29 protein-coding genes, 1 tRNA gene and 1 pseudogene are annotated in these 23,642 nt (G+C 62.9%); 25 read left to right on the top strand and 6 right to left on the bottom strand.

Translation table 11 applies throughout. The annotated features are described in order from the left end of the window. Window positions 1-276: 276 nt before the first annotated feature. Window positions 277-885, bottom strand: coding sequence for an imidazole glycerol phosphate synthase subunit HisH (gene hisH, locus EI28_RS01940; RefSeq protein WP_048112205.1), 609 nt, complete (start codon window positions 883-885; stop codon window positions 277-279). Continuing rightward, a pseudogene (locus EI28_RS01935) lies at window positions 860-2,268 on the bottom strand (phosphoadenosine phosphosulfate reductase family protein). Before EI28_RS01935 ends, hisH begins: the two are co-directional and overlap by 26 nt. A 402-nt stretch (window positions 2,269-2,670) precedes the next feature. Between EI28_RS01935 and EI28_RS01930 the strand changes: the two are divergent. Beyond that, a complete protein-coding gene (locus EI28_RS01930; RefSeq protein WP_052379639.1) occupies window positions 2,671-3,000 on the top strand; it encodes a hypothetical protein in 330 nt (109 codons plus the stop codon). A gap of 339 nt (window positions 3,001-3,339) precedes the next feature. Here EI28_RS01930 and EI28_RS01925 read toward each other — a convergent pair whose 3' ends face one another. After that, a complete protein-coding gene (locus EI28_RS01925) occupies window positions 3,340-4,668 on the bottom strand; it encodes a TrkH family potassium uptake protein (RefSeq protein ID WP_369792235.1) in 1,329 nt (442 codons plus the stop codon). 531 nt (window positions 4,669-5,199) lie between these two features. Between EI28_RS01925 and EI28_RS13080 the strand changes: the two genes are divergently transcribed. From EI28_RS13080 to EI28_RS13890, 4 genes are all read left to right on the top strand, one after another. Continuing rightward, window positions 5,200-7,458, top strand: coding sequence for a PAS domain S-box protein (locus tag EI28_RS13080; RefSeq protein ID WP_052379638.1), 2,259 nt, complete (start codon window positions 5,200-5,202; stop codon window positions 7,456-7,458). A 230-nt stretch (window positions 7,459-7,688) separates the two neighbouring features. Continuing rightward, a complete protein-coding gene (locus EI28_RS01915) occupies window positions 7,689-7,991 on the top strand; it encodes a nucleotidyltransferase family protein (RefSeq protein ID WP_048112203.1) in 303 nt (100 codons plus the stop codon). Next, window positions 7,975-8,319 carry a DUF86 domain-containing protein gene (locus EI28_RS01910; RefSeq protein WP_048112201.1) on the top strand — a complete coding sequence of 115 codons (345 nt, stop codon included), beginning with the start codon at window positions 7,975-7,977 and terminating at the stop codon, window positions 8,317-8,319. The genes EI28_RS01915 and EI28_RS01910 overlap by 17 nt, the downstream gene beginning before the upstream one ends. A 12-nt stretch (window positions 8,320-8,331) precedes the next feature. Beyond that, window positions 8,332-8,475 carry an ATP-binding protein gene (locus EI28_RS13890; protein WP_155937215.1) on the top strand — a complete coding sequence of 48 codons (144 nt, stop codon included), beginning with the start codon at window positions 8,332-8,334 and terminating at the stop codon, window positions 8,473-8,475. 46 nt (window positions 8,476-8,521) lie between these two features. Here EI28_RS13890 and EI28_RS01905 read toward each other — a convergent pair whose 3' ends face one another. Beyond that, a complete protein-coding gene (locus EI28_RS01905) occupies window positions 8,522-9,397 on the bottom strand; it encodes a DUF6293 family protein (RefSeq protein WP_231476535.1) in 876 nt (291 codons plus the stop codon). 83 nt (window positions 9,398-9,480) lie between these two features. Here EI28_RS01905 and EI28_RS01900 point away from each other — a divergent pair, with 83 nt between their 5' ends. Beyond that, on the top strand, window positions 9,481-10,209 hold the full coding sequence (locus EI28_RS01900; protein WP_048112200.1) for a hypothetical protein: 729 nt from the start codon (window positions 9,481-9,483) through the stop codon (window positions 10,207-10,209). Window position 10,210: 1 nt separating this feature from the next. After that, a complete protein-coding gene (locus tag EI28_RS01895; RefSeq protein WP_048112199.1) occupies window positions 10,211-11,521 on the top strand; it encodes a lipopolysaccharide assembly protein LapB in 1,311 nt (436 codons plus the stop codon). A 77-nt stretch (window positions 11,522-11,598) separates the two neighbouring features. On the opposite strand, the gene EI28_RS01890 is transcribed toward EI28_RS01895, so the two are convergent. After that, window positions 11,599-11,683 (bottom strand) — tRNA-Leu (locus EI28_RS01890). Window positions 11,684-12,025: 342 nt separating this feature from the next. On the opposite strand from EI28_RS01890, the gene EI28_RS01885 reads away from it, so the two are divergent. From EI28_RS01885 to EI28_RS01800, 18 genes are read left to right on the top strand one after another with little or no spacing between them, the layout of a single operon-like run. Continuing rightward, window positions 12,026-12,511: a hypothetical protein gene (locus tag EI28_RS01885; protein WP_197018456.1), complete on the top strand. Its 486-nt coding sequence runs from the start codon at window positions 12,026-12,028 to the stop codon at window positions 12,509-12,511. Continuing rightward, complete coding sequence (locus EI28_RS01880; RefSeq protein ID WP_048112198.1) at window positions 12,508-12,750, top strand: DUF2109 family protein; 243 nt, start codon at window positions 12,508-12,510, stop codon at window positions 12,748-12,750. The genes EI28_RS01885 and EI28_RS01880 overlap by 4 nt, the downstream gene beginning before the upstream one ends. Continuing rightward, window positions 12,743-12,979 (top strand): DUF2108 domain-containing protein, encoded by a 237-nt coding sequence (locus tag EI28_RS01875; RefSeq protein WP_082223050.1) that lies wholly within the window; start codon window positions 12,743-12,745, stop codon window positions 12,977-12,979. Before EI28_RS01880 ends, EI28_RS01875 begins: the two co-directional genes overlap by 8 nt. After that, complete coding sequence (locus EI28_RS01870; protein WP_011844017.1) at window positions 12,969-13,208, top strand: DUF2107 family protein; 240 nt, start codon at window positions 12,969-12,971, stop codon at window positions 13,206-13,208. The genes EI28_RS01875 and EI28_RS01870 overlap by 11 nt, the downstream gene beginning before the upstream one ends. After that, window positions 13,205-13,669 carry a DUF2106 family protein gene (locus EI28_RS01865; RefSeq protein ID WP_048112196.1) on the top strand — a complete coding sequence of 155 codons (465 nt, stop codon included), beginning with the start codon at window positions 13,205-13,207 and terminating at the stop codon, window positions 13,667-13,669. Before EI28_RS01870 ends, EI28_RS01865 begins: the two co-directional genes overlap by 4 nt. Then, window positions 13,669-14,271 (top strand): EhaG family protein, encoded by a 603-nt coding sequence (locus EI28_RS01860; RefSeq protein WP_048112194.1) that lies wholly within the window; start codon window positions 13,669-13,671, stop codon window positions 14,269-14,271. The genes EI28_RS01865 and EI28_RS01860 overlap by 1 nt, the downstream gene beginning before the upstream one ends. Next, window positions 14,264-14,932, top strand: a complete 669-nt coding sequence (locus EI28_RS01855) for a membrane protein (RefSeq protein ID WP_011844020.1) — start codon at window positions 14,264-14,266, stop codon at window positions 14,930-14,932. The genes EI28_RS01860 and EI28_RS01855 overlap by 8 nt, the downstream gene beginning before the upstream one ends. Before the next feature lie 6 nt (window positions 14,933-14,938). Further along, a complete protein-coding gene (locus EI28_RS01850; RefSeq protein WP_011844021.1) occupies window positions 14,939-15,142 on the top strand; it encodes a hypothetical protein in 204 nt (67 codons plus the stop codon). Window position 15,143: 1 nt separating this feature from the next. Beyond that, entirely contained in the window at window positions 15,144-15,989 is an 846-nt protein-coding gene (locus EI28_RS01845) for a respiratory chain complex I subunit 1 family protein (protein WP_048112190.1), read from the top strand. After that, the gene (locus EI28_RS01840) at window positions 15,986-16,237 is read left to right on the top strand and encodes a hypothetical protein (protein WP_048112188.1); all 252 of its coding nucleotides are present in this window, start codon (window positions 15,986-15,988) and stop codon (window positions 16,235-16,237) included. Before EI28_RS01845 ends, EI28_RS01840 begins: the two co-directional genes overlap by 4 nt. Further along, entirely contained in the window at window positions 16,234-16,617 is a 384-nt protein-coding gene (locus EI28_RS01835) for a DUF1959 family protein (RefSeq protein ID WP_048112186.1), read from the top strand. Before EI28_RS01840 ends, EI28_RS01835 begins: the two co-directional genes overlap by 4 nt. After that, window positions 16,614-17,069, top strand: coding sequence for an NADH-quinone oxidoreductase subunit B family protein (locus EI28_RS01830; RefSeq protein ID WP_011844025.1), 456 nt, complete (start codon window positions 16,614-16,616; stop codon window positions 17,067-17,069). The genes EI28_RS01835 and EI28_RS01830 overlap by 4 nt, the downstream gene beginning before the upstream one ends. Continuing rightward, a complete protein-coding gene (locus EI28_RS01825; RefSeq protein ID WP_048112183.1) occupies window positions 17,066-18,154 on the top strand; it encodes a nickel-dependent hydrogenase large subunit in 1,089 nt (362 codons plus the stop codon). Before EI28_RS01830 ends, EI28_RS01825 begins: the two co-directional genes overlap by 4 nt. A 4-nt stretch (window positions 18,155-18,158) precedes the next feature. Beyond that, complete coding sequence (locus EI28_RS01820) at window positions 18,159-18,767, top strand: 4Fe-4S dicluster domain-containing protein (RefSeq protein ID WP_048112181.1); 609 nt, start codon at window positions 18,159-18,161, stop codon at window positions 18,765-18,767. Then, window positions 18,764-19,153 carry a molybdopterin dinucleotide binding domain-containing protein gene (locus EI28_RS01815; protein WP_048112179.1) on the top strand — a complete coding sequence of 130 codons (390 nt, stop codon included), beginning with the start codon at window positions 18,764-18,766 and terminating at the stop codon, window positions 19,151-19,153. Before EI28_RS01820 ends, EI28_RS01815 begins: the two co-directional genes overlap by 4 nt. Then, on the top strand, window positions 19,143-20,432 hold the full coding sequence (locus EI28_RS01810) for a formylmethanofuran dehydrogenase subunit B (protein WP_048112176.1): 1,290 nt from the start codon (window positions 19,143-19,145) through the stop codon (window positions 20,430-20,432). Before EI28_RS01815 ends, EI28_RS01810 begins: the two co-directional genes overlap by 11 nt. Further along, window positions 20,429-22,129 carry a formylmethanofuran dehydrogenase subunit A gene (locus EI28_RS01805; RefSeq protein WP_048112173.1) on the top strand — a complete coding sequence of 567 codons (1,701 nt, stop codon included), beginning with the start codon at window positions 20,429-20,431 and terminating at the stop codon, window positions 22,127-22,129. The genes EI28_RS01810 and EI28_RS01805 overlap by 4 nt, the downstream gene beginning before the upstream one ends. After that, window positions 22,126-22,893 (top strand): formylmethanofuran dehydrogenase subunit C, encoded by a 768-nt coding sequence (locus tag EI28_RS01800; protein WP_048112172.1) that lies wholly within the window; start codon window positions 22,126-22,128, stop codon window positions 22,891-22,893. Before EI28_RS01805 ends, EI28_RS01800 begins: the two co-directional genes overlap by 4 nt. Window positions 22,894-23,046: 153 nt before the next feature. Here the strand turns inward: EI28_RS01800 and EI28_RS01795 are convergent, their stop codons facing one another. Further along, window positions 23,047-23,313, bottom strand: coding sequence for a DUF1922 domain-containing protein (locus tag EI28_RS01795; RefSeq protein WP_048112170.1), 267 nt, complete (start codon window positions 23,311-23,313; stop codon window positions 23,047-23,049). Window positions 23,314-23,642: the final 329 nt, after the last annotated feature.

Genomic DNA, 23,642 nt, shown 5'->3' with positions numbered 1-23,642 from the left:
GACAGGGAGGGGGATGCTCCCCCTCCCACCTGACGGTGGTCGAGCTCCGGGCGTTCCGCCCATCGCACTCCCCGTCAGCCCCACCCCCAATGGCGATATCCCCTCGGAATCCGTGTCCGGGGCGCACCCAAAGCGCACACATGAGTGCCCCCGATGTGAGTGCCGGTGATCTGTCCGAATCGAAACTCGATTACCGTCACGTACGACGCCAACCCCCGCTGCACCGCTCACCAAACAACCGCACCACCCCATCAGGGTTAAAAAAGCGGGAACCCCCTAGCAGATCCGCTCGATAAAATTCTCAAGAATCTTCAGCCCGACCGCACCGCTCTTTTCCGGGTGGAACTGGACGCCGTAGGTGAGCCCGGCGTTGACCGCCGAGGCGAAGGGGCGGATGTAGGTGGTGCTCGCGATGGTGTTCGGCGGTGCGGCCGCCGCGTAGTAGGAGTGGACGAAGTAGACGTACTCCTCCTCGTGGAGCCCGTCAAAGAGCGGGGTCTTGGGGTCGATATTGATGGTGTTCCAGCCCATGTGGGGGACCTTCTCCCCGCCGGCCGGGACGAACCGCTTTACGTCGCCCGGCACGAGGCCGAGGCCCCGGTGGATCCCGTGCTCTTCGCTCGAGTCCATGAGCATCTGCATCCCGAGGCAGATCCCGAGGAGCGGCGTCTCGTTCGCGGCGGCGACGACGGTATCCGCAAGTCCGCCGAGCATCTCCATCCCGTCCCGAAACGCCCCGACGCCGGGAAGGACGATGCCGTCGGCGGACGTTATCGCCTCCGGATCCGCCGTGATCGTCGGTGCCGCTCCCGCCCGCTCGAGACCGCGGAGCACGCTCCGCAGGTTGCCGAGGCCGTAATCAATTATAACTATCTTCTTCTTCATCCGCATCTCCCCGTTTCCGCCACAGTCCGCGTTCGATCCAGTCTTCGGAGAGCCCTTGCCTCTCCTGCCACCGGGCGAGGCTCTCGTTCCACATCTCCAGGAGTTCGGGGTGTGACTCCCCGATGATTGCAAACGTCGCAAGGTCGCTCGAAGGCACATGAAACACCCGATACGGTCGAGCCCCCGCTCGTAGAGGGGGTTGTAGGGCGCCTTCTCGCGGAAGATGTAGAGCCAGACGTGCATCGCCGTCCACTGCTGGATGGGGGCCGCCGAGAGTTGCTGCGGGACATGGGAGTTCTTCCAGACCCGTCTGCTCTGCATCCGCCGCACCGACTCGTACTTCCGCTGCCCGATGAACGAGAGGCATTCTCCCCAGTTCTCGTCGATCAGGCGGCCGACAGGGTGGAGTTTGCAGACCGTGCAGCACCAGCGGCTGTCGACGGCAGGCGGACCGTTCTCCTCGAATGTCTTCCAGAACGCCTCTTCGTCGCAGATCCTGAAGACTTCGAGCCCGTAACGCTGTGCCACCGCGTCCACGTTCTCGCAGGTCTCGGGGAATTCGAACCCCGTGTCCGCAAAGAGGAGCGGCACCGGCCCGAGCGCTTTTAAGACGACGAGCAGGGTCGCGAGGCTGTCCTTGCCGCCGGAGTAGGAGACCGTAGGCCTCTCTGGGTTCTGCTCCGCGACCTCGCGGACGAACCGGATGCTTTTCGCCTCATAGTCCGCGAGAACCGGTTCGTTTGCCCTGACGGCATCTTCCCACGTCGCTTCTCCGGGAACACAGACCGAGGGCGCGTTCTTTCGCGTCCTGACGATGACTCCCCGCTCCATCGTCCCGGCGGTCGCGGCGTCGACCTTCGCTCTGCCGACGCCGACACACTCGCCGGCCTTTGTCAGGATGAAGACCTCGTCGCCTTCGGCGACGGCGGGGTCGATCGAGACGAGGCCCGGTGCGAGAACGCTCGCCCCGGACTCGAGGATGGACGTGATCGCGCCGTCGTCGACGACGACATACCGCTTCGCCGGCCGCAGGTACTTTGCGGCGGCCGGGCGCGGGAGGGGCTCCCAGCGGCGCTCGTCCGGGAAGTAGCGGATCGCGCCCACGACCGCCCCGCCGAGGACGATCTCGTCCATGCGGTCGTCGGCAGGAACCTTGTTTAAGAGCGCGAGATGCCCCTCCGGTATCAGCGCCGCTCCGAAATGCTCGCGGAATATGCGATTGATCCGCTCGATATCGTCGGGGAACGCCGGACGTGCGTCTCCCGGCGGCGTGACGGATACCGGGCGGGTGGGAGCGCCGCAGGCGCAGACCCCGGAGAGCACGGGGGCATGGCATGCGTCGCACCAGCGAAGCAGGATCTTGCCGAGGTAGATGCGAGCCATTCTTATATTCGTTGGGGCGAAACGAATAAAAATCTTGGTGTATTTTACATCTTTCCCGCAGTGCTCCCTCCGGCGGCAGTTTTGCCCGGCGAGAGGGTCGCCCCTCCCCGCCGGCGATTCGCCCCGCCGCATCGGCCGCCGGAACCCGGGTTGAGTATCCCGGGTCGCGGGAATCGGGCTCTCCGGGCGTGGTGGAGGGGGTGAGGCAAACCTTTAAATACATAAGTTGCCTCATAGTATTGTCATGTTCAATCATGTAGAATTGTGCCCGCCGACCGTCTGCCGGCGCGTCGACAATTCTACGCCGAAACGGGGGGAACCCGGATCTACCCGGGTCTCCTGTCATGGCAATCGAGAGTATGCCCCTGCCCGGAACCGTAACCGCCGGACGGGGGATGCGGGGTGAAGAAGATGCATGAGAGCAGGGGTGCAAAGATGGCGTCGATGCGCATTGCAGGAAGAACACTCCGGAAGACCGAGATACTCGGGCTGTTCATCTTCATACTCATGGCGGTCGTCATGTTCGCGGTCGGCGCAGCGCTCTTCTGCGACTGGCTCGCCGAGCCCGGCTCGGCACCTGCAGGGACACCCGCCGATATCGGCCCGATACCCGGGGGCTTCGCGATTGCCGGCACGATCCCGGTCGTCCCCCTCGTGATCGGCGTCGAGGTGGTGGGAGCACTCTCCCTGGTTGTGCTCTACATGCTTTCCGGTGCCGGGCGCAGAGCATAGGGCGCTCCGGTGCGGCCCCCTCTCCCGCTATAGCCCGGATGCCGGAAAACCCTCCCTAATTTTGTCCCGATCCTGTGTGACGCGGCGGACGGTCCGTAAAATTAATATCCCGCCCGGATAACATCAGATCTATCTCACCTCAGGAGGGAGGTGTGTCATGGCAAAGGGCAAGAAGGTCCAGGATAAGAAGCTGGAGAAGAAGGCGGAGAAGGTTCAGGACAGAGCTAAGAAGAACTGAACCGCCGGCATACCCTATTCTTTTTTTTGGTTACACTGCTCGATCTCCTCCCCCCGCTATTGCGAACGCCTGAGGGGGCAGACTGCATGAAACCTCGCAATCTACAGCCTCCGCGCCGCCCCGAAGACCAGGGCGAGGACCGGCACGATCTCGAGCCTCCCCGCCCACATGACGATGATGAAGAGCCATTTTGCCGCAGGTGAGATCCCGGGGTTCACGAACCCGGTGCTGAGCCCGACGCTTGAGACCGCGGAGACGACCTCGAAGATGATGTCGGCGGAGTCGAATCCGTCCTGCGGGGCGAGGTGGAGCAGGAGGAGGGTGGCGATTGCGACCGTCAGGACGAAGAGGACGACGACGAGCATGCTCTTCGAGACCTCGTACTCCGGGAGGTGTTCGAGGATCGTCCGCCCGTCGTGCCGGAGCGCCGTGATCGCCCGCCAGCCGGTATGAAGCCGCCGGAACCACCACCGGAGCATCTCGAGGCCGAGGATGACCCGGCCGAGTTTGATGCCGCCGGCGGTGCTCCCGGCCGACCCGCCGATGAGCATCAGCGCGGCGAGGACCATCACCGTCGAGCCGTACCAACTCCGCGGGTCGGCGTTCTGGAACCCGGTGCAGGTGACGCCGCTCACGGTCATGAAGATCCCCTCCCGGAGGGCCTCGGCGGGCGGGAGGGCCGAGACGGTTGCGAGGTCGAGGGTGACGGCGGTGCACCCGGCAAGGATGAGCGCGAAGAGGAGGATTGCCTGCCGGTCGGAGAAGAACTGGAACCTCTTTTTGTAGTAGAGCAGGAAGTAGAGTTTGAACGGCAGCGCCCCGGCGATCATGATCGGGACGACGAGCATCTCGAGCAGCGGGCTGTCGTAGTAGAGGATGCCGGCCGAATGCACCGCGAACCCGCCGGTCGATATCGCCGTCATGACGATGTTTACGGCGTCCCAGAGGGGTATCCCCGAGAGGAGGACGAGCCCGATGCCGAGGGCGGTGAGCACCAGGTATATCCGCCACATCTCGATGGCCGTGGTCACGACGCCCGGCATGAACGTCTCGGACCGGCCTTCCGAGCGGTAGAGCCGGAACCGGGTCAGGCCGGATCTGCCCGAAAGAGCGATGGTAAACGCAACGATCCCGAGCCCGCCCATCCACTGGGTCAGCGACCGCCAGAAGAGGATCGTCTTCGGCGTGACGTCGACCGCCGGGAGGAGAGAGAACCCCGTTCCCGTCCAGCCCGACATCGCTTCGAAGACGCTGTCGGTATAGGGGAGGCCGAGGCCGAACGTATACGGCAGCGCACCGATCAGGGCGGCGGCTAGCCAGATCAGCGCGACCGCCGAGAGGGCGACGGAGAGGCGTGCCTCTCCCTCCGCCTTCGGGATGCCGGCAAGCCAGACCCCGACGATGCCGAACCCCGCCGGCGCCGAGGCCATGGGAGAAGGAGACTGTCTTCGCCGTACCAGAGGGCGATCAGGAACGGGGAGCACGACACCAGCGCGATGAAGAGGAAGATGAGTCCGAGTTCGGGCGCTATGATCGCGAACTGGCTGTGTGCCGCCGGCAGCGCCTTTCTGCCGGGTTCCGGGAAGAAGCGGTTTTTGTGACGGTGCATTCTCGCGCCCGGTGCGGGCCGGAGATTCTCCGACCGCACCATGGAGGTACGCGTATCGGATATCTACGTTATGGTCGTCTGCGCCCCACCCCTCTCAACCTCCGGTGAAGGATGACGGTGCCAATCCATTTTATCCGATCAAAATTATACGTATGGTTGCATTGTTCGTCCCGGTGGGTGGCGGTTCAACGGCTCGTACCCGCGCCGATCAAAACCCCCCGGGAGACGCCGTCCACCCGGCGAATCCGGTCAAAGAGCGCTCGCAGCCGTTTGGAACGCGGGGGTGCGCCTGCCGGGCGAGCACGAAAAGCGGGATGGTATCCGGGTGCCGGAACCGTTTCCGGGGTGAAATATGGAGAACCTGCAAGACAAATCCCCGGCCGACCTTCTGGAGATACTGCAGGACGCTGCTCCCGTCCTCGACCGCCGGTCACGGGAGAGGCTGGCGGCGGGCATCGAGGCCCTGATCGACGAGAACCGTGATCTTGCCGCCCGTGCCGGTCGCGCAGGGCTGGAGCGCGACGCGCTTCTTGCCGCCGTCGGCAGGCAGGGGATTGTCTACGACGCCGACGGCGGGGTGGTCGCGGCGGGCCCGGGCGAGGAGGACCGGGTAGTCCGGGCGCTCCTCGGAGGGCAGGACGTATCGCTCAGGTACCCCGGCGGCGAACCGGTTCCCCCCGGCGACCTCCCCGGGTACCGGGCGCTCAGGGGAGAGAAGCTCGCGTCCTGCCGCTACACCGTCCACGACCCCGGCGGGGAAGATCTTCACGTCGTCGTATCCGCCTCGCCGATCATCATGGACGGGGCCGTCTCCGGTGCTACCGTCTCCTGGCAGGACGTCACCGGGGAGGAGCAGACCCGCCGCCGCCTCACGGAGGCGAACACCCTGCTCGAGGGGCTCTTCGAGAACCTCGGGGATATCGTCGGCGTCCAGCTGCCGGACAGGACGATCCTGCGCTACAACCGCGCCGGCTACGAGATGCTCGGGATGACACCGGAGGAGGTGAAGGGGCGGAAGTGCTACGATCTCATCGGGAGGACGGCGCCCTGCCCGGTCTGCGCGACGGCATCTGCGGTCGCGAGCAAGAAGCGGGAGGTCGTGGAGAGGTTCGTGCCCGAACTCGGGCGGTACATGGAGTGCCGCTCGAGCCCGATCCTCGACGAGAAGGGCGAAGTGGCGTTCATCGTCGAGCAGCTCTATGACATCACCGACCGGAAACGCACCGAGTATGCTCTCCGGGAGAGCGAGGCGACGGCCCGCGCTCTCCTCGACGCTCCCGAAGAGATGATCGTGCTTCTCGATACGGAAGGCCGGGTTATCGACGTCAACGAGACGTCGGCCCGGCTGTTTGCGCGGAGCCGGGAGGAGATCATCGGTGCGGGGATGTCGGAATTCTTTGCGCCGGAGGTGGTGGAGGCCTACGCGGCCCGCCTCCGGGAGGTCGCCGGGTCGGGCAGGCCTGCACGGTTCGAGGACTGCCGGGACGGGCGGCTGTACGACGCCGTCCTCTACCCGGTGAAGGATGCGCAGGGCGCCGTCACCCGGATCGCGGTGATTGCAAGGGATATCACCGAACGGAAGCAGGCGGAGGACGCCCTGCGGAACCTGACGCGCGACCTGAACAACCGGGTGGACGAGCTCTCGACCCTGTACGCGATGTCCCGGATCATCGAGCAGCCGGAGGTCTCGCTTGATACGATCTTTCGCGAAGTGGTTCTGGCGCTCCCTTCGGGCTGGCAGTACCCGGAGGATACCGTCGCGAGGATCAGGGTGCGCGGACGCGATTACAGGACGGAGGGGTTCCGGGAGACGCCCTGGCGGCAGGTTTCCCCGATTGTCGCCCACGGCGAGAGGGTCGGTACGGTGGACGTCTGCTACCTCCGCGAGAGGCCCGGGGAGGACGAAGGCCCGTTCCTCGCCGAAGAGCGGTCGCTGATCGATACCGTCGCCGGGCGCCTTGGTGTTACGATGGAGCGTTTCCAGGCCCGGGAGTCCCTCGAGAAGAGCGAATCCCAGTTCCGGGAGATCACGCAGCAGAGTTTCGATATGATCTACACCTGCTACCATGAGGGCGGTATTGCCTACATCTCCCCGGCGGTGACCCGCATCCTCGGCTACACGCCCGAAGAACTCATTGGTTGCGAGTGCCGGGACTTCGTCGCCACCTCGTCGCGCCCTGCCTGGGAGGAGGGGCGAAAGAAGATTGCCCGGGGCGAGCCGGTCGAGGGGCTCGAGATCGGGTTACATCGAAAAGACGGGTCGGTGGCCTTCCTCGAACTGAACGAATCGCCGATTATCCGCGACCGGTCGGTGATCGGGGTGCACGTGGTCGGCAGGGACATCACCGAGCGGAAGCAGAACGAGCAGCTCCGGCAGCAGGTGTTCGAGCAGATTGAACGGAACATCGAGCAGTTCGCGATCCTCGGCGACCATATCCGCCAGCCGCTCCAGGTGATCCTGGGCATGACCGAGCTGATCGACGAAGAGGCGGCTACGGGGAAGATCCGTGAGCAGGTCGACCGGATCAACGGCTACGTCCGGGACCTCGACCGGGGCTGGATCGAGTCGAGGCAGGTTCGGGAGTTTCTGCGGAAGCACGAGCTGGCGTGAGGGGAGCCGGCCATGACACCGGCGAGGAGCAGCCGACGCTCCGGCCGGCACCCGGTGAAACCGCTCAGCAGATGGACTGTTACCGGTTCGACGGTGAGCTGCGAAGGGGAGCATGCCGGGAGAGAAACGTCGTTATCGGGATGGTGAATGCCTGCCGGCACAACCCTGTGGCCAGCCACCCGGGGGAAAAGCGTTATCCTGATGGGCGGGTAACAGGAGTATGATACGGCATGCTTACGGCTGATGGCATCCTCGGTGCGCTGGCGCAACATCGGGAACGGATCAGGAGCCTGGGCGTCCGGCGAATCGGGGTCTTCGGGTCGTTTGCCCGGGGCGAAGAGCGCGAAGAGAGCGATATCGATATCCTCATCGAGTTCAAGGAAGGGGGGCGCTCCTTTGACACATACATGGACCTCAAGTTCTTTCTCGAAGATCTCTTCGGGAGAAAAGTTGACCTCGTCGACCGCGATGCCATAAAACCGGCTCTCGCACCGCATATCCTCCGGAATGTTCGGTATGTCCCGGGAATATAACCTCTATCTCCGCGATATCCTTGAAGCTATCAGGAGGATCGACCGATACACTCGGGGAATGGACTATGAGGAGTTCCTGGCAGACGACCTGGTGCAGGACGGAGTGATCCGGAACCTCATGGTCATCGGTGAGGCCGTGAAACTCATCCCCGAACCGCTGAAATGCGAGCACACCGATATTTCCTGGAGAAAGATTGCAGGAATGCGAGACATCCTCATTCACGCATACTTCGGGATCCATAACGAGATCGTGTGGGACGTTATCCGGAACAAGATCCCGGAACTACAGGTTGCAGTCAGGCAGATGCTTGATGACGAGGTCGCCTGATCACCTTCTGCCGTGGTTCGGTGCCTGAAAACGGCTTGCCCCATCGACGTTGTCTGCCACGACCGCACCAGCAACGGCCGCGTCCAGGTGATGCTCTTCTCCGACCGCCTTACGATCTGGAACCCGGGCATGCTCCCCCCGTCACTGACGCTTTAGAGAGGCTCGTGAATGACGTGCGGGTCGACATGGTCTGATTTCCAGTTTATCTGATATCATCCTCAAACAAGCCACTCACACAGGCAATGTACCTCCCGGCATCGGTGATGTGAACAGAAAAACGCCTGCCGCTCCAGATGCGCGTGATGTAGCCTGCAGCTTCCAGCTTGTGCAGGTATTTTCGGTTCGTCCTGTTGAGGAGTTCCCGGTTCAGGGAGCTTGAAACATATCCGCCACTTTTGTCTTCCTTTTCAGGCAGAAACTTGTAGCCTTCAATCCCTTTCTTGTGGAAAAAGGTAAAGAGATCCTTGCTGGTCATCCCCTGCCCCCGCCGACAGAGCTCGCACAGCAGCAACTGGCACTCGGCGTCCGGCATCATGATGGAGAAGTTATACAGCGGTTCGACCCGCCCGGTCTCCACAATACTCAGGCCGTGGTCCGCCTCAAGTGCGGCATCATCGCCCGTTGCATAGCGATCCGCATGCACGTAGTACGCCGTAACCCCGTGCACCATCGCCGCCATGGTGACGGCAACCGACGTCATCCTGCCGCAGGCCGACATATTGATCAGGATGTCATTCCCCTGCCGCTTCTCTTTCACAATCAGGGAGGAGACGACCTGGAGCACATCAAGGATGTCGAACATATTGCAGTAGGCGACCTCGGGGCGGACACCAGCCGCCAGCAGCCCCTCACAGACCTTCTTCATATAGTGCCGTTGCTTCTCCAGCATCTGCTCATCCAGGTCGGCGTTGTCCGGGACCACGATGACGTACGCACGCTCGGCCCGGTAGGTATTGAACGGCTTTACCGCCCGGTCAATCTCGTGGCCAAGCGGGATCAGGTGAACCCGCTCGTTCAGGCCATCGGCCCTCGCAGGCCGGATCGGATCAGAAGTTTTCACAATATTCACAATAGTCACGTGAATTTTTTAATTGTTTCCCTGTGCGTATACAACAATGAGACAGGACAACGAGGGAGTCCTGCTCGCATGAGGAACCAGAAATGAATGACCGGAATCTCAAACCATCGGTGAAAGACCGTATCGACGACCTGATCGAGACCTGCGACTTTGCAGAACGCTACCGCACATATGCGTGGAAGCGGGATCGCTGGCAGAACGGATTCCCTGACATCTGCCGGCTTGAGCGTGAGATCGGTGATGCCGCAAGAGCCGGAACGCTCTCCAGGGAACACCTGAAAGCGATTGCGCGGTGGGGCGGGCTGCCGGGCATAGAGCGGATCCGGGCGCCGACTCCGATCCGGATTGCCCTCTTTGAGGACGGAAAGGTTGCCCGATGGGCACGGGACAACCCGGAGAACGCCATCCGTGTACTTGGCGGCCAGATCCGGGGGTTTGGCCCCACCTATACCAGCAAACTCCTGCGGTTCGCGGCACCGGAGCTTTTTGGAGCGATCGACACCCGGATCGTCCGGGTCTTCGGTGCGGGGGACACCGGTCACCTGCACCTCCTCGACCTGACCGCAACACCCGTCGACGGGCGCTGGGCGATCTTCTCCGGCCAACAGGGCTGGCCGGAAGAATACAACACGTGGACCGCCATCCTGGCCTACACAGCAGCGCACCTCAATGCAGCAGGTCAACCGTGCCCACACCCGGAGGCGCTCATCAATGCAGGACTTCGCGAGCGCGGGATCTGGCTGAACGCCGATGTGGAGATGGCATTCTTTAATTATGCCTCGGAGAAAATCCAGAACATAAGGAGGGATTGAAATGGATACCCCTGAAGACCGCTCACGGCAAGCGAACGAACTGAGGAAGAGTGGGAGATGCAAAGATGCCCTGGAGATCTACCGTGAGCTCTGGGACAGCCAGCATTACAACGAATATACTGCTGCAGGCCTGCTGCACTGTCTCCGGAAACTGTACCTTCTTGACGAGGCGATGACCTTTGCCGATGAGATCGCCGCGCGGTACCCCGATCACAACTGGGTAAACCTGGAGGTCGCGTGGGCATACGCCGACTACGTCAAGGGGATGGCAGAGAACGGGGCATCTGTCCCGGTGCTCCATGCCTGCGGAGAGAAGGCTCTCTCCAGAAACCCGCCCCCACAGGCGGTGAGCCGTATCGCCTTCGCCATCATGAAACCGGCAAAGGATGCCAAAGACTGGAATACGCTGGCAGCATGGGCGTCACGGGTTGATCAGTCGCTGCTCAGCCCGGCGGGGATGAAGCTCCCCGACGGAAAAGAGGGCTGGAGCTACCTTGCCCGCTGGTATCACTACCGGAACATGGGGCTTATTGGCACCGGGCGCGCGCAAGAAGCCCTTCCCTTCTGCCGTGAGGCGATCGAGAAGTTCCCCAACCAGTACAAATTCTTTGCATACGACCTCGCTAGGGCGTATGCGAGCATCGGCGAGTACGAAAAGGCGGCAGAGACGTTTGACGAACTCTGCCGGAATGTCCGGCCGGACTTCTACCACCTCTTCGAGTATGGAAAGGTCATGCACCAACTCAGCCGTCCGGAAGAGGCGCTGGCATTGATGGCCCGGGCCGCGAAGTCAGGGCAGCGCCCGGAGTACATGGTCGGATACTTCATGGATATGGGTGACATCTTCAGGCAGGCTGGCCACCTTGACGCGGCCCGCGACCACTATACGCTGGCAACAGCCCTGCGGATGCGAAAGTCGTGGCCTATCCCAGCTGAATTACAGCAGCGCCTTGACGAGAACGCCATCTCTTCTATCGAGGATTCCGTCGAGGAACTCACCTATCGGTGCAGCCACCACTGGAGCAGTTGCGAAATCGAGCAAAGTCCCCTGGCGGCGCAGCATGAGCGGGAAAAGCCGCTTGCAGAGGGGGTAGTTGGCAGGATCTTTCTCGGGCATCCGGAGCGCGAGTACTTCTTCATCAACCCGCCGGACGCTGACGGATACATTGGGTTCAAGAACGAGCTCACCTGGGCACCGGAGGACCTGAGCCAGGTTGTATTCGACGTTGTTCCATCGTTTAACCGGAAGAAGAACGAGTGGGCTGCAAAGGCGGTGAACGTCCGACCGAAGGACGATACCGCAGCAAGTTAGGATAAACTGAGAACGGCGCAGGAACGAGAGCGCGTGAAGAGAGGCGCGCCGGCGTGAGGCCCGCACAACAACAGTAATGCGGGGGAAGGGATTCGAACCCTTGAACTCCTTCGAGACTGGACCCTAAATCCAGCGCCTTTGACCTGGCTCGGCAACCCCCGCCTGCATATATTTTCGGCGCCCCGAGCATTATAATTGCTCCCCGCCGCCGGTACGGGGGCCGCCGCCCGGGCGCACGATCTGCGGCACCCCCCCGCACCCGGCACCGATCCGAAAAGACCCATGAATCTTCCATGATCCGCGATCTGAAGCGCAGAACGACCCCAAAGGTATCCGTGGAAAAATATATAGTTTATAATATTCATTACACTCCATACAAATTTAACCGGAGGCTGTCATGCCGGAGCGCGCCGGAGGTGCATTCGGGTAAAATAACGCCCGAAATGTTAACAACAAAACCTTTATTGAATTGATTGACCGTATTTTCCAGTAGTTGAAAGAACAATGCTGGGCGAACTCCTCCATATCCTGGCTGCAGCGATCGTCAGCTGGATACTCTTCGTAACCGTCGATATCTTCTTCCGGTTGCCGGAAGCGGGGGGTGTCAGCGGAGCATCGGCCATCGCGCGGGATATCGAAGCCGGGGGCGGCGCTCTTGCCGGCGGCACCATGATGGGGAACATCGTCTGCTCCCCCGACGCCTCGGCCGGAACGCTCCTTGCCGCCTGCGGCGTCTACGTCGCCGGCATACCCGGCGGTCTCGTCGCAGCCGCGCTCGTCTTCATCGGCAACCGCATCTGCCACGACCCCGGCTACGCCGGAACCACCGGCGCGGTCCTCGCCACGTTCGTCGTCTACGGCTTCACCCTGGTCGGATTCGCCGCAACGGACTTCATTGCGGGCATGGTGATCGCCATCCTCACCATCCAGGGGCTCTCCCACGCCCACGCGAGCCGGCTTCTTGCACGGCTCTGGAGGGTTCGGCAGTGATCGCGATCTACCTCGTCGCCGCTCTGGCGGTCTTTGCCGCGATCAGGGCCACCGTCGAGAAGAACACGGGGAGAAAACTCCCCTACGTCAACGTCATGAACTTCGCTATCGCCGGGACGATCGTCCTGCTGCTCGACCACCCGCTCGCCCTCGTCGCGGCTGCGGCCTACTTCGTCGGCTCCACGCTCGAGGCGAACGCCATAGCGAGCACCTATGCGGGGGGTGAGCGGCGTGGATGACCTCCTCGTCCTCCTCTTCGCGGCCGTGGCGCTCATCGGGGCGGTGAGCGCCCACCTCCAGCGGGACCGCTTCGGCAAGCTGATCGCCGTCGGGATCGTCTTCGGCGGCATCGCGCCGTTCATCGCCGCCCGCGGCTACCTGGACGTCCTCATCGCCGTCAGCCTGATCGTCCCCGTCACCACGATCATCATACTGCTGATCTGCAGGAGGGATACCCATGATGCCTGAGTTCGTCCTCGGCTGCATCATCCTCATCATCGGGGTGATCGCCGCCGGGTTCCCGCGCCCGATGACCTATCTCGGGAGGCTGATCAGCCTCGAGATCCCCGCGTTCGGTCTCCTCCTGATCATGCTCGCCTACGACGAGATGCTCGCCCTGCTGACGTTCATCGGGGTCACGGCGATCTCGACCTTCGTCCTCGTCCGGGCCATCGAACGCAAGGAGGCAGCAGAATGACGCCGAACCGGTCGATCATCACCCGGATATCGGTGATAATCTCACGGGTCGAGAACCTCACCGCGCTCTACGCGCTCCTCGCGATCGTCGTCGTCGTGCTCGGCCTCGTCAGCCTGCCGTTCATCGCCTACCACGACGACCAGCTCTACGAAAAGACCCTCGACCCGGCAAGCACCCTCGACCCCTACGACCGGGGCGGCGTGCCGTTCGGGACGACCCCCGTGAAGGCCCAGTACCCCGAGAACTCGCCCTATGCCGGTTACGTGACCGCTTACCTGACACCGTTCAGCCAGTGGCTCGCCGATACCACGCACCATATGGGGACGACGATCGTCGCCCACCCGGGCGGTATCATCGACGAGATCCTCTACAACACCCGGGGGCTGGATACCGTCGTCGAGACGAGCATCCTCTTCGTGGCGTTCGGGATCGCGAGTTACCTCTTCAGGAGGGATGACTGATGGATATCGCCTACCCGGTCGGCCTCGTCGTCGTCGCGGCCTCGATCGTCATTGGGTTTACCGCCCTCGTCCGGGAGAAGGACGACCTGCACCGGATCCTCCTCACCGACCTCGCGGAGATCCTCGCCCTCGTCCTGATCGCGCTCGTCGCCACCGACCTCGCCGAGGCGCTCATCCTCCCCGGGCTCGTCGTCGGGATATCCGAACTGATGGCCGTCTCGGAGGTCTACATCGCGAAGGAAGGGCTCCGGGCGCCGACGGGACCGCTGTTCCGGATCGAGGTGATGGACAGCGCTCCGGGCATCCTCGCGCTGATCCTGGTCGCCTACGGCATCGTCCTCTCGGGGTTCACCGGCGGAGCGATCGCCGCGGTCGGCGCGGTCTTCTACTTCATGTGCCGGGGGCACACCGAGCAGTTCGAACTGATCGAGACCGTGAGCGGCTACGCATGGGCGTTCTGGATAGGAGCGTTCTTCATCTTCATGTTCCTCCCTGCGTACTGGTTCTTCGGGGTGATGATCGCCGGAGGGGCGATCCTCATCAAAGTGATGGCGAAGATGTCCCTTGTCGGGACGATGCGGCGGGGTGGTCCGGATGTTTGATCTCCCCACGGCGAATATCGGCGGGCCGGACCTCTTCGTGCTGGAGTTCGGCGACATCGTCGCCTACTTCAGCCCCTACACCGCGGCGCTCTTCGTCTTCGCGCTCATCTTCACGGTTCTCGTCATCGTGAGCCGCCCGGAGCGTCAGGTGGACATCGCCTTCGGCGGCGACGCCTACTACACGAAGGTGGTCGACCCGGACCTCCTGCGGTTCCAGCGGTTCATGGCGATCGCCTGCGGGCTCGCCACGCTCGGGGCGGTGGTGACCGGGGACGTCTTCAACTTCACCCTCTTCGCCTCGATGGTGGGGATCACGAACATCGGCATCGTCGCGGCCTACCGGAACCGGCACGTCTTAAACGCCGCGTTCCAGTACGGCATCGTCGCGATGCTCGCCACCGTCCCGCTCTTCGGGGGCGCGGCGATCGTCCTCGCCGGCACCGGCACGCTGAGCATGTGGGAACTCTTCGGCGGCGCGATGGCGGTACCCCTCATCGCGAAGGCGTTCCTGGTCCTCGGCGTCATGGGGGAGGGGATGGCGCCGTTCTACATTGCAAAGGCGGAGATCACGAGGGCGCAGGGAGCGCCGTTCATCCTGATGGTTCACGTCAGTTCGCTCCTCCTCTTCCTGCGCGTAACGGAGATCGTCATATCGATGTGATTGGCCATGAAGAAACAGACATCACTGGTCATTGGACTTGCGGCGGGCGGCATCGCGGTAGCAGCCGGGCTCCTTGCCGCTCTCGGCCACCTCCCGGTATGGGCTGCCGAACTCGTCGCGGTCGTCATGTTCCCTGCCTTCGTCATCTTCATCGCACTGTGGTGGAACGCAAAACCCGGAGAAGAAGATATCCCGTTCATAGGATACTGACATGATCGAATACCTGCTCTTTGCCACCTTCATCGGCCTGCTCTTCCACGGCATCCACCGGAAAGTCATCGCGAGAGTCCAGGGACGCCCCGGACCGCCGATCTGGCAGGAGATCCTGCACACCCTGAAGTTCTCCTTCAAGGAGACCTGGATACCAAAGACGGCCAGCCAGACGCTCTTTGTGGGGATCGTCTTCGTCGCCATTGCCATCTGGAGCGGAGCCCTCTTCATCCTCCTCTCGGGAGGGAGCATCCTCCTCCTCTTTGCGGTCTACCTTCTCCACAAGATCGTGGAGCACGGGATGGGGCTCTCGACAGGCTCGCCCTACACGAAGTTCGGGGCTATCCGGTCGGTCATATCGGCGGCGTCGGAGCTCCCGCTCCTCGTCACCGTCGTCGCGATCTACTTCTTCACCCGCTCGCTCTCGATCGCGGATATTGCGGCCTACCAGGAGGTTCACGGCCCGCTCCTCATCCTCGCGTTCCCGGCGGCCGTGGCGATGTACCTCGTGATCCTCTCCAAGATGCACTACGGCCCCTTCTCGATCATCGAGGCGAAGGAGATCGTGAGCGGCAACATGACCGAACACTTCGGGGTCTGGCGCGCCGCGCTCGAGGTGGCGTATGCCCTCAAGACCTACGTCCTCCTCTACGCGTTCGTCCTCATCTTCATCGGCTCGCTGCCGCTTGCCCTGACGCTGCTCGTGATGCTCCTCGTCCTGGTATCGCTCTCGTTCGTCTGCGCCGTCACCCCCATGCTCTCGCCCTACGACACCGTGACGATACAGACCCTGGTGACGGGAGCGCTCGTCATCTACATCCTCATCCTCGGGGTGGTCATGGGATGAACGCGCTGCGGCTCCTGATCACGGCGGGGGCGGCCTTCTACGTCGTGATATTCCTCGTCCAGGTCGCCCGGGACGTGAGCGTGGCCGGCCAGGCACTGGCGGGAGTCGTCCTGCTCGCCGTCGCCGCGGGCCTCACCTGGATGCACGACGAACTCGCCCTGAAACGCTACGAGATAGCGCTGCTCTGGGTGATGGTGCTCGGGTTCCTTGCCTACGCGGCGGCGACCGCTCTGGGGGTGCTCGCGTGAAGTACCTCTACGAAAAAGACCTCCGGCAGATGAAGTACAACATCCTGACGAGCACGAAGCACGACGAGGCCGTCCGGGCGATCGCAGAGCGGCTCGGGATGAGCGATGCGAAACTCCGCATGGTGCTGATCCGGCGGTTCGACATGTCCCTGCTCGAGAACCTCGAATCCCGGTGGCAGATGGGACAGCGACACGCGGACGACGGCGATCCGGTGGCAAAAGGCCTCGGCTACGAACTCTTCACCCGGTTCATACCCCTTGTGGACACAGAGACAATGCAGACAATCTACAGTGATACGACAGCAATGACACAGGAAATACCCTTCGATGAGGCGATCGCGAGAGGAAAAGAACAGATCCGGGAGGCGGTTCTCTCATGAGCATCCTCCAGAAGATCAAGAACACCGTCCGCTCAAGATCGATCCACGTCAGTTACGTCGACGTCGGGTCGTGCAACGGCTGCGACATCGAGGTGCTTGCCTGCCTTGCGCCGCGCTACGACATTGAGCAGTACGGGATCTACGTCCACAACAACCCCCGGGAGGCCGACGTCCTCCTTGTGATCGGTTCGGTCACCCCCCAGTGGGTGGACAAGCTCCGCGACATCTGGGACAAGATCCCGGAGCCGAAAGTGGCCGTCGCTATCGGGAACTGTCCCATATCGGGATGCGTCTATGCCCGGAGGGGTACCTTGACGAGCCCGCCCGTCGAGAAGTACATACCGATAGCCGCACAGGTGCCGGGCTGCCCGCCCCGCCCTACGGAGATATTGAACGCCATACTCTCGGTCGCGCCGCTGATATTCAAGGATTACGAGGAGAAACAGCCATGAAGAAGACCGTCGACGTATCCGTCCCGCTCGGCCCGATGCACCCCTGCTGGAAGGAGCCCGTCCGCCTCAAGTGCGAGACGGCAGGCGAGCGGGTGCTCAAGACCGAGCTGGAACTCGGTTACATGAAGAAGGGGATCGAGCGGATCATGCGGGGCCGGCCCTGGCAGGAGGTGATGTTCCTCGCCGAACGGGTCTGCGGCATCTGCTCGGTCGTCCACAACATGGTCTTCATCGAGACGATGGAGGAGATCAGCGATATCCCGGTTCCGCCGCGGGCGGCCTACCTCCGTGTCGTCGTCAACGAACTCGACCGGATGGCAAGCCATCTCATTGCGAACTTCTCCTACTGCTACACGATCGAGCACGAGACGCTCGCGATGTACCTCTTAAACACCCGGGAGATAGTGCTCGACAACCTGGAGCGGATCACGGGCTCAAGGATCAACACCGCCTACATGATCCCGGGCGGCGTCCGGTTCGACCTTCTCCCCGAGGACGCCGCGGCGATGCTTGCCGACCTCGTGAAGGTCGAAGACGAGATGAAGCGCTACGTCCGGATCTTCGAGACCGGCCCGCTGATTGCGCTCAGGAGCAAAGGGATCGGGTTCATGAGCCGGGAAGAGGCAATTCGGTCTCACACCGTCGGCCCCACCGCCCGGGCGAGTGGTGTCGAGGACTCCGACCTGCGTCTCCGCCACCCGACCTACCAGGCGCTGGACTTCAAGCAGATAACCCGGACCGAGGGTGACAACTTCGCCCGGATCATGGTCCGGTTCCAGGAGGTCTTCCAGAGCATCGACCTGATAAGGAAATGCGTGGAAACCCTGCCCGACGGCCCCATCCGGGGCGGCGGCCTCTGCAAGGCGGGCGAGGCCTCGTATGCCGGCGAGGCTCCCCGGGGCGAGCTGACCTACACCATAAAGACCGACGAATACGGCAGGGTGGTCGATATAGCAATCAGAACACCGTCGATCATGAACATCGAGGCCTGCGCCCACACGATGATCAAGGGTGCCACGTCGATCGCCGACGTGACGTCGACGTTCATCAGCAGCGACCCCTGTGTCGCGTGCAACGAGAGGTGAGGATATGCGATCGATCGTCTACTACGTGCGGGAGTTCCTCAGGCCGGAATGGATCCGGAAGTTCTTCTCGGTAAAGACCGCGCCGCTCGAGACCCCCTCCTACTTCAAGGGCTACCCGACCCGGACGGAGAAGGAGTGCACGGGGTGCTTCACCTGTATGATGATCTGCCCCGCACCCGGGGCGATCGCGGTCCTCCGCAAGAAGGACGAATGGGAGCCGGAGGTCTACCCCGGCCACTGCATCCGGTGCGGTCTCTGCGTCGAGGCGTGCCCGGAAGGGGTTCTCTCGAGCGGCCGGATCCTCGACGTCACCCGGCGCGACAGGACGGCGTTCGCCTCGTGGTATCATCTGGATGTCGACGACAACCTCTGCATGCGGTGCGGGAACTGTTGCGTCTCCTGCCCGGTCAACCGGCAGATAGATCCCCAACTCGCGGGGACCGGGACATCCGCGAGCGACGAGGTGATCATGCGGATCGAGGGCGGCCGGGTGCGGATCCTCCATATGGAGAAGTGCACGGGGTGCACGACCTGCGAGACCCAGTGCCCGAACCGTGCGATCCGCGTCGCCCGCATGGTGGAAGGGGTGCAATTAGGGGAGGCAGAGGCGTGACCTACCTCATGCTCACGGGGCGGACGGTGAACCAGGGCGTGACCGTCGAGAACAAGACCTCCGCCGAATACGCGGCCGAGACCTCGACGTGCTTCATGCACGAGTTCGATATGATGGAACTCGGGCTTGATGACAGGGATACCGTCAGGGTGACCGGGCCGTGCGGAGAGGTCGTCATGCGGGCGACGGCGTCGCCGGAAGTGGAGATGGGCACCGTCTTCGTCCCCTACGGGCCCTACGCAAACCACATCGTCGCTGCCGGCACCTGCTCCACCGGGATGCCGGACTTCAAGTCCCACAAGGTGGAGATCGAACCGACCGACGAAGAGCCGAAACTGGTTCACGAGCTGATGGAAGACCTGGGAGGCCTTGCTTATGATCGTTAAGGACGCGGTCTGCCCATTCTGCGGATGCCTCTGCGACGACATCGAGGTGGAAGTCGAAGAGGGCAGGGTGGTCGCCGTGACGAATGCCTGCGAGCTCGGGACGACGAAGTTCATGGGCGAGAAGAGGATGAAGAACCCGATCCTCCGCGACGGTGATCGGTGGAAGGATATCACCTACGACGAGGCCGTCCGCTACGCCGCCGACATGCTTCTCGAGGCCGAGCGGCCGCTCATGTACGGGTGGAGCGGCACCCACGGGGAGGCGCAGTGCGTGGGGGTGCACATGGCCGAACTCATCCGGGGCGTGATCGACAACACCTCCTCGGTCTGCCACGGCCCCTCGATCCTCGCCATCCAGGAGGTCGGGCACCCGGGATGCACGCTCGGGGTGGTGAAGAACCGGGCGGATCTCGTCATCTACTGGGGATCGAATCCGATCGACGCCCATCCCCGCCACCTCTCCCGCTACACCCGCTACGCGGAAGGGTTCTTCCTCGAAAACGCCTTCCGTGACCGGAAGGTGATCGTCGTCGACGTCAGGAAGACCGAGACCGCGAACATCGCCGACGAGTTCGTCCAGATCAAGCCCGGCGGAGACTATGCGGTTCTCTCGGCGCTCCGGGCGATCGTCCAGGGGAAGACGGACACGATCCCGCGGACGGTCGCGGGCGTCACCCGGGAGCAGCTTGTCCGGGTGGCGAACCTCTGTCTGAACGCGAAGTTCGGGGCGGTCTACTTCGGGCTCGGGCTCACGATGACGCGCGGGAAGTACAAGAACATCCGCAACGCCATCGAACTCGTCTCGGAGCTGAGCCGGCACACGAAGTTCACCATCTCGGCGATGCGGGGCCACTACAACGTCTACGGTTCGAACGAAGTGAACACCTGGATGACCGGCTACCCCTTCGGGATCGACTTCTCGCGCGGGATCGCCTTCTATAACCCCGGGGAGACGACGGCGGTAGATATCCTGGCCCGGAAAGAGTGCGACGCGGCGCTGATCGTCGGGAGCGACCCGGCCGCTCACTTCCCGCGGAAGTGTCTCGAACACCTCGCCGAGATCCCGGTCGTCCAGCTCGACCCCTACCCGAACGCCACCACCGCGTTCTGCAACGTCCAGATACCGGTGGCGGTGACCGGGATCGACGCGGAAGGAACGGCCTACCGGATGGACGGGGTGCCGATCCGGACGAGGAAAGTCATCTCCAGCGACTACCCGTCCGACGAGGAGATCCTCGCCCGGATGTACGCCCTGATGCAGGAGGCGCGGGAGCGATGACCGAACTCCTGGTGAAGAACGCCTGCGTCATCGATCCGCTCCGCGGGATCAACGGCGAAACGATGGATATCGCCATCCGTGACGGGAAGATCGTCGAGGAGGTGAGCGATGCCGCAGAGGTGATCGACGCCCACGGCATGCTCACGATGCCGGGAGGGGTCGATTCCCACACCCATATTTGCGGGACGAAGGTGAACTTCGGGCGGTACATGAGCCCGGAGGATATGCGGGCAGGGAGGACGCCCCGCCGCGGGGCGATGCACGCCACGTCCGGCTACAGCGTCCCGACCACCTACGGCAACAGCTACCGCTACAGCGTGATGGGCTACACCACCCTTCTCGAGGGCGCGATGGCGCCGCTCGAGGCCCGCCACACCCACGAGGAGTTCACCTACACGCCGCTGCAGGACACGATGGCGAACACCCTCTTCGACGGGAACTGGGCGATCATGGAGGCGATCCGCGACGGCGACACGAAACGAGTCGCCGCCATCATCGCCTGGACGCTTTCGGCCGTGAAGGGGTTCGGCATCAAACTCACGAACCCCGGCGGCACCGAGGCCTGGCAGTGGGGCAAGAACGTCTCGTGCATCAGGGATCCGGTGCCCTACTTCGAGGTGACGCCCGCGGAGATCATCCGGTCGGTCGTCGAGGCGAACGAACTCCTCCACCTCCCGCACTCCGTCCACCTCCACTGCAACAACCTCGGGACGCCGGGGAACTACTCCTGCACGCTCGGCACCTTCGGCCTCATCCCCGACCTGAACGAGAAACGGCAGACGCTGTACGCCACCCACGTCCAGTTCCACGCCTACGGCGGGTCGGACTGGAAGGACTTCTGCTCGAAGAGCGAGCCGATTGCGCGATACGTCGCCATGCGGCCGCAGATCGTCATGGACATGGGGCAGGTGATGTTCGGCCGGACGACGACGATGACCGCAGACGGGCCGATGGAGTTCAACCTCTACCGCCTCCACCACGAGAAGTGGAGCAATCACGACGTGGAGCTCGAGACCGGGTCCGGTATCATCCCGGTCATCTACCGGCGCAAGAACCTGGTCAACTCGATCATGTGGGCGATCGGCCTCGAACTCGCGCTCCTCACGGAGAATCCCTGGCAGTGCCTGCTTACGACGGATAATCCGAACGGTGCGCCGTTCGTCAAATACCCCGAGATCATCGGCCTCCTGATGAGCAAGAAGTACCGCGACGCCGAGTTCGCCACGATTCATCCCGATACCGAGTCACGGGTACCCCTCCCGGCGATCGAGCGCGAACTCGACTGGTACGAGATCGCGGTGATGACCCGGGCCGGCCAGGCGAAGGCGCTCGGGATCCAGGATCTCGGGAAAGGGCATCTCGCTCCGGGCGCCGATGCTGACGTCGCCATCTATCCCCTCAGGATCGACGAGGTCGATCCGTCGGCCGAGTACCAGAAGGTGATCGACGGGTTCAGCCGGACGGAGTACACGATCAAGCGGGGCAGGGTCGTCGCCCGGAGAGGGGAGTGCGTGGTCGACGGGAGCAACGCCACGTTCTGGGTCAAACCGAAGGTTTCGGAGAATTACGATATGGGCAAGGATCCGGACTTCATCGAGAAGTTCGACCGCTACTACACCGTCCGGATGAGCAACTACCCGGTGCAGGAGGAGTATCTGGCCCGGAACCGGTGCATCGAGACGGAGGCGGAACTATGAAGGTCATGCTTGCGATGAAGCCCGCGGCGAAGTGGTTCATCCCGATTGAGGCGGAGTCGATCGTCCCGAAGAACTTCCTTTCCGGCACCGATCTCCTGGTCTGGCGGGGGAACCGGGAGCTCCGGCTCGACGAGGTCTTCTCGGTCTCGGTGGAGGGCGATGCCGACCGCTCAGAGGAAGTCGAGGTCGTCCTCTCGGGGGACACGTTCCGGCTGAAAAGGGTCGGCGAGTACATGGACGGAGGCACGATCACCGTCCTCGGCGGCATCGGGATGCACTGCGGCAACTTCATGAGCGGCGGGACGATCGAGATCCACGGGAACGCCGACGGCTGGCTCGGCCGGGAGATGGCGGGAGGGGCCATCGTCTGCCGGGGCGACGCCGCCGATTACTGCGCCTCGGGCTACCGCGGGGGCCGGAAAGGGATGACCGGCGGCACCGTGGAGGTCTTCGGCCGCGCCGGGGATTTCCTTGCGGAGAGCCTCGCCGGCGGCACGGTGATCGTGCACGGCGATGCCGGGGATATGCCCGGGGCGGAGATGCGCGGCGGCACGCTCGTCGTCAACGGGAACTGCAGCCGCCCGGCCGCGAACATGAAGGGAGGCTCCTGTTACGTCTACGGCACCGCGCAGAGGATGATCCCGACCTTCAGAAAGATCGGGACGGTTCAGCACGAAGGACGCGCGCTTATCCGGTTTTCCGGCGATCTTGCGAACCGCGGGAAAGGAAACCTTTTTGTGAAGGGCTACGAATATCTGGACTGATGGTCAGGCACGAGTGTGGATTCGAGGCCCCAATCCACTGCAAACGATGCGGGAGACCGCTGGAATACAACGAACGCACGGGCCTTTACTGCCCGCACTGCGGAAGAAGAGTGAGCATGCTCTGCCCGGGCTGCGGGCGTCTCTGGTGACCGGTTAGGCCCGGTTCTTCACCCACTGGGCATACTGCGCCCTGAGCTGGCGGATGTCCTGTTCCGTGAGGTCTTTTTTCCCTGTCTGGTGCAGATACGACTCGAGCTGCTCCACCACCTGTTCTGCATCCAGGAAGTCGTCGACGTCAAGGTAGACCGGCGCCCGCTGGACGTTGATCGCCTCGCCGCACATGGGGCAGAGCCTCCAGCGCTGGTAATGGTCGACGTAGTTGAAGGTCTTGCAGCCCGGACAGCGGATGACGAGGTACATGATTAATGGGAGTTGTGCGGTCGGGCGAATTAATAGTTATCCATCCGGAGTTTTTCTGGCACCGGGGACCAGGTGGCGAAGGTCCTGTAGAGTGGATGTTGAGAAGGCTGAAGATCTTTGAAAAACGAAGGCAAGACGTTTTGGTTCTAAAACTTGGGCTCAAACTTTCTTCAGTTGAGTTCCTGACACGGATTTCGAGTGGATATCGCGCCTGGGGGGTGGGGACAAAGGGGAGTGCGAGCGCAGCGAGCATGAGAAACTCGAAGAGTTTCGAGGGGGGTGAGCCCCCCTCCCCACCTGACGGTGGTCGAGCTCCGGGCGTCGCACCT

The sequence above is a fragment of the Methanoculleus sp. MH98A genome, from assembly GCF_000691865.1.
Taxonomy (GTDB): Archaea; Halobacteriota; Methanomicrobia; order Methanomicrobiales; family Methanoculleaceae; genus Methanoculleus.
Note: the sequence above shows the minus strand (reverse complement) of the source record. Positions and strands in the feature narration are given on the sequence as shown.